Here is a 4,253-nt window from a genome sequence, read left to right as displayed (position 1 = left end):
AGTGATCGCAATTATTATAGTCCACGTCCTAATTAGACTGGCTATAGCTATAAATCTTTGGGCTGACGTGATGGAGGAATAACCATATCGGCGCATTCATATTGAGGGCGATAGCGAAGCGCTGCTGCGAAGCGCAGATCGTTCGCATCACCGACAAATTCGCAGGGGCGTTACCCATACGTATACTTGAATGATCTTCATCAAAAATCACATCCTTGACCCAATGAAGACGATTCTCAATTCCCCAATGCCCACGAATCCCCTTGGCAAAATCAGCTGCGGAATTTACTAGGCTACTAATGTAGAACGCAACTTGGTGGTATGCTTTGCCTGCACGAGTACCTATTCTTTCAACCTTGATTAATGATTTTAAGCCTGCCCATTCCTGGCTGATACCAGTTAAATCATGAAAAACTTCTACAGTGCGCGTTGTAACCCTGTTTCGAGTTTTTTCAGCTGTGATATACCGACTTGTTGGTTTGGAATTATCCGTATTATATCGAATTTGGCGATGTAAGTTTTTTTGATTTGCTTTGACGGCGATCGCATAGTCATTGCCACCATCAATAATTAACTTGCAAGTTTTTTTTGGCAATGTAGAGCTGATATTCGCTAAAAACAACACCCTCGATATCCAATACCGCAATTAAATTTTGAACCGTGCTAATTTCACTACCTTTCTTGTTCTCCAATTTGGTCAGACCTAAGACAAGCCCTCTTTTTTCAGCAAATACGGACACGATACTTACAAAATTTTGATACTCACTTTCGTAGTTTTGCACAGTTCCTTTGATACTTTTACCATCAATTCCAAACCACTCTGATGTATCCACATGAACATAGTTTTGTGCCCACTGATTAAACGTTGCAGCAAGATTGTCAAAATCTACTCCCATCAGTATTCGTCGAATAGTCGAGTACGATGGAACACCATGTTTTTCGATTCTAAATTTCTCAATCAATACACGACGATGCCGTTTGACAAAGTCTCCCCATGCACGATACCCTACGTACCCGCTCATTGTCCCCATAATGACAAACAGTAATACCAACCACAGTTGATGTCTTTGTCCATCTTTGACTCGAAAATCTTTAACTTCCCGCAGTTGTTCAATCAGATTTGCACTCATTGTTTTCATCCCCAGGACGCTTGTCATTTTACACTTTTTAGGAAATGAAACAGCCCTGCCACTATGCGGTGGGTTTTTCAATCTTTTATGTCCATTCATTTGGTAACGATCGCCCACACTAAACACATTGCTAATCTTACTCATGAACGACGATGGATTCTGAAGTTTCTTGGTGCCCCTTGCCAAAAATATTATCTACTTACATGAGAGACCTGCGGAATGTGGGGTTCAACGCCTCCTAGCCCAAAAATGTGCTCTTTGCGGGGCAACGGACAATATTGAAGTCCACCATATCCGCAAGTTAGCAGATCTCAAGCAAAAAGGATGCTCTGAACGCCCAGAATGGATGGTTAAAATGTCGGCACGCAAACGTAAAACCCTAGTGGTTTGTCGTCAGTGCCACGAGAAAATTCAATATGGACGCTACGACGGTGATGCTCTTAAACGTAAAGATTACCGGAAAGCGAAGTGATACGGAAACGGTCATGCTTCGTTTGGGCGCGACATGAAGTCGTGCGTTAGGTGCATACAGCGCTTTATGACTGAGGAGCCGTCTCCTCCAGGAAATTCCTTCTTCCTGTTCCCACGTAAAAGGGTCACGCTACCCCGCCTACGCCAAGAGTAAGTGATGAAATTGGTGGAATGCAAGGCACGCAAGCCCACTTTACTGAAAGCCTAACTTGGTACGTGACTTCAAGCCTAAATTTTTCGTTCGGATGTGTTATCAATCCATTTATCGTCAAATGTATAGCCTGCAAGGATTAGAGGCATTGAAAGGATAATATTGCCAAAGTCAATTGGAAGCATAAGTACGTAAAAACGACCTGACTGACATCTTGCACCAAGAAAATTTTATGTTATTTTCATACTCAGTACGAAGCCTGAAGCCCTTGTTTTCCCGATAAAAGCCAAGAAAAGTGATGTAACTTTATTGCGCTGCTTTTGACTAAGCCCAGGCTTCTACGGAGAGGTGCAAGATCTGATCTGAGTGATGAAGTCGGTTTAAGAAATCGCTAAAATATTTGCCAGATAAGCTTTTTAGACTATTTTGTTACCTCATTAGTGATTAAGCAACAAGTAGAATGTTAATTATAACCAAAGCTATGTATGGACCTAATTTTTCGAGTAAGTCTACTGTAAACCACTGCCCTAATGTCCGATCCTCAAAACTCATTCAATCCTAAACAACTAGCAAAACTAGCAAAACAACTCAATTCAAAACAAAAGGTACTTTTGCTTAAAGAGTTAGCTGGTACGTTAAGCCCCCACTTGCTTGAAGCCATGAAGATTGAGGCTGAGCAGGCATTGGTACTCTGCCAGTTCGATGGAACAGAAGATCCCGAGGATCTCGATGAGCAACCAGCCAGACATTTTGAATTTAAAAAAATCAAGCACAAATATTATGCATATCTACGATGGCGGGAGGATGGGCACCACAAATCTGAGTACTTAGGACCAATGCCTTTGCTACCAGGTCACACCTATACACTAGTTCATAAAAAAGACGGTAACAAAAAGATTTTAACGCCACTGGGCTTAGAAATAGAGGATAACCGAATTTACCTAAAGGTTCAAGTCTTAAATCCTATTCAAACCATTAGAAGCTATCCCTATCCAGAGTGCTTAAAGACTGTATTCAGCAAAAAAGAGTGGACCATTGAGAAGCTAACTTCACTCCCCAATCAGGGCAAACGCATCTAAATTTGGCTGGATGAGTCTTGACAAAAAGAGATTTTTATGTATTTAAGCGTTGATGCAACTGGCAGATTAGGTGGTAGGGCTATTCAAGGATGCCGATAACTAAACAAGGGCATATCGCATATCTAGGTTTTAAGAGCAGCGATTGCGCTCTTAGCGCAATCGCTGCTCTTAAAACTTTACTCAAAAGGCAGGCGGTTACTCTGGCTGGTGTACCACGTTCATGGCGTAAGGCTAGAGAAGCTGCAAAAACGGCAAATTAGCCTCTAAGCCTTACTGGGACTAGCTTGTGGGCTTTCTATTCCCAATCACTTTGTTGGTAGGCAAAGTTCCTACTTTATTTTTGGATCTGGTACTTACCTACTAAACTTTACTTTTCGTCCCTTGAAAATGCCGTTTTGTTGTAGAATCATGTCAGAAAAGTTCCGACACCAGTTCTTAAATATAGGTTGAATTATTGATTCAACATAGTAAACAACAACAGAATTTATCTAATTTTAGTTACCTTGTAGAAGATTAAATCAGCGTGTTTATACAAAGTAAATATAGTAGCTAAAGTTTGACGATATTCAATTCCAAGTAGAAATGTAGCAATATAGGCTTCCCCCAGTCAGGTGAATCAAAAGCAGGAAGTTTGTACACCCCTACATAGTTCATAGTGGTCAGGTTGATGAGACCTGGGGATTCCCCCAGATACACTCAGAATTACGCCGTTGACCCAGATGAAAGTTCAAAAATTTCGTTTTCCTGACAGTGACCGAGTGTCATGGTTAGTGCTGGATGATGGCTATTTACCTATTCAGCCAATCCAAAGTTATCTGCAATATCTGGAAAGTCTTGAACGCTCTCCTAACACGATTCAAGCCTATGCAGGACACCTCAAGCTGTATTGGGAATTTTTAAGGGACTATTCAATTGATTGGGTTGACATAAGTCTAGACAAACTTGCAGACTTCATTAATTGGCTACGTAGAGCAGATCCAAAAGTAATATTCATTCAACCTGTTGAGGCAAAACGGAGTGAGCGCACCGTTAACACAATCCTCTCTGCTGTATGTAGCTTTTACGACTTTCAGTATCGACTAGGAAATACAAAAGAGTTACGAGTCTACGGTCAACAATTTCTAACTGGTAATCGGTCGTACAAATCTTTTCTGCACCATATCACCAAAGGAAAGCCAGTACAGAAAAGCTTACTTAACCCTCTTTTGTCAGTTTGGGAGAATGCAATAGCTGAAAGGGTTACGGGGCTTCATTTTCTACTTTTCGTCTACAAATTTTAGTTTCTGTTAGAAAATAAAGACTCAAACCTTGATTGAATCAAAATTTCAGAAATTGGCTTCGATTATTGTTTTCCGAGAGTGACAAAACGGCGTAAAGCTAGAGAAGCTGTCACCTTGTGCCATATGCCTGAAACCCTTTTAG

Annotated in this window: 6 protein-coding genes; 4 read left to right on the top strand and 2 right to left on the bottom strand. The window is 41.0% G+C overall.

From position 1 onward, the window contains the following. Positions 1-28: 28 nt before the first annotated feature. Entirely contained in the window at positions 29-595 is a 567-nt protein-coding gene (locus ACM0OZ_RS47990; RefSeq protein ID WP_414590015.1) for an ISAs1 family transposase, read from the bottom strand. Then, positions 564-1,130, bottom strand: a complete 567-nt coding sequence (locus ACM0OZ_RS47985; RefSeq protein ID WP_414590014.1) for an ISAs1 family transposase — start codon at positions 1,128-1,130, stop codon at positions 564-566. The genes ACM0OZ_RS47990 and ACM0OZ_RS47985 overlap by 32 nt, the downstream gene beginning before the upstream one ends. Positions 1,131-1,302: 172 nt before the next feature. Here ACM0OZ_RS47985 and ACM0OZ_RS47980 point away from each other — a divergent pair, with 172 nt between their 5' ends. The 4 genes from ACM0OZ_RS47980 (at position 1,303) to ACM0OZ_RS47965 (ending at position 4,111) form a co-directional block, all read left to right on the top strand. Beyond that, complete coding sequence (locus ACM0OZ_RS47980; RefSeq protein ID WP_414590013.1) at positions 1,303-1,602, top strand: hypothetical protein; 300 nt, start codon at positions 1,303-1,305, stop codon at positions 1,600-1,602. 680 nt (positions 1,603-2,282) lie between these two features. Next, a complete protein-coding gene (locus ACM0OZ_RS47975) occupies positions 2,283-2,831 on the top strand; it encodes a hypothetical protein (protein WP_414590012.1) in 549 nt (182 codons plus the stop codon). Between the two features lie 89 nt (positions 2,832-2,920). Beyond that, positions 2,921-3,091: a hypothetical protein gene (locus ACM0OZ_RS47970; protein WP_414590011.1), complete on the top strand. Its 171-nt coding sequence runs from the start codon at positions 2,921-2,923 to the stop codon at positions 3,089-3,091. 459 nt (positions 3,092-3,550) lie between these two features. Then, entirely contained in the window at positions 3,551-4,111 is a 561-nt protein-coding gene (locus ACM0OZ_RS47965) for a site-specific integrase (RefSeq protein WP_414590010.1), read from the top strand. Positions 4,112-4,253 lie beyond the last annotated feature (142 nt).

Source organism: Scytonema sp. PCC 10023, assembly GCF_963920835.1.
GTDB lineage: Bacteria > Cyanobacteriota > Cyanobacteriia > Cyanobacteriales > Nostocaceae > Kalymmatonema.
The sequence above is the reverse complement of the archived record's forward strand: the minus strand, read 5'-3'. Positions and strand labels throughout refer to the sequence as shown.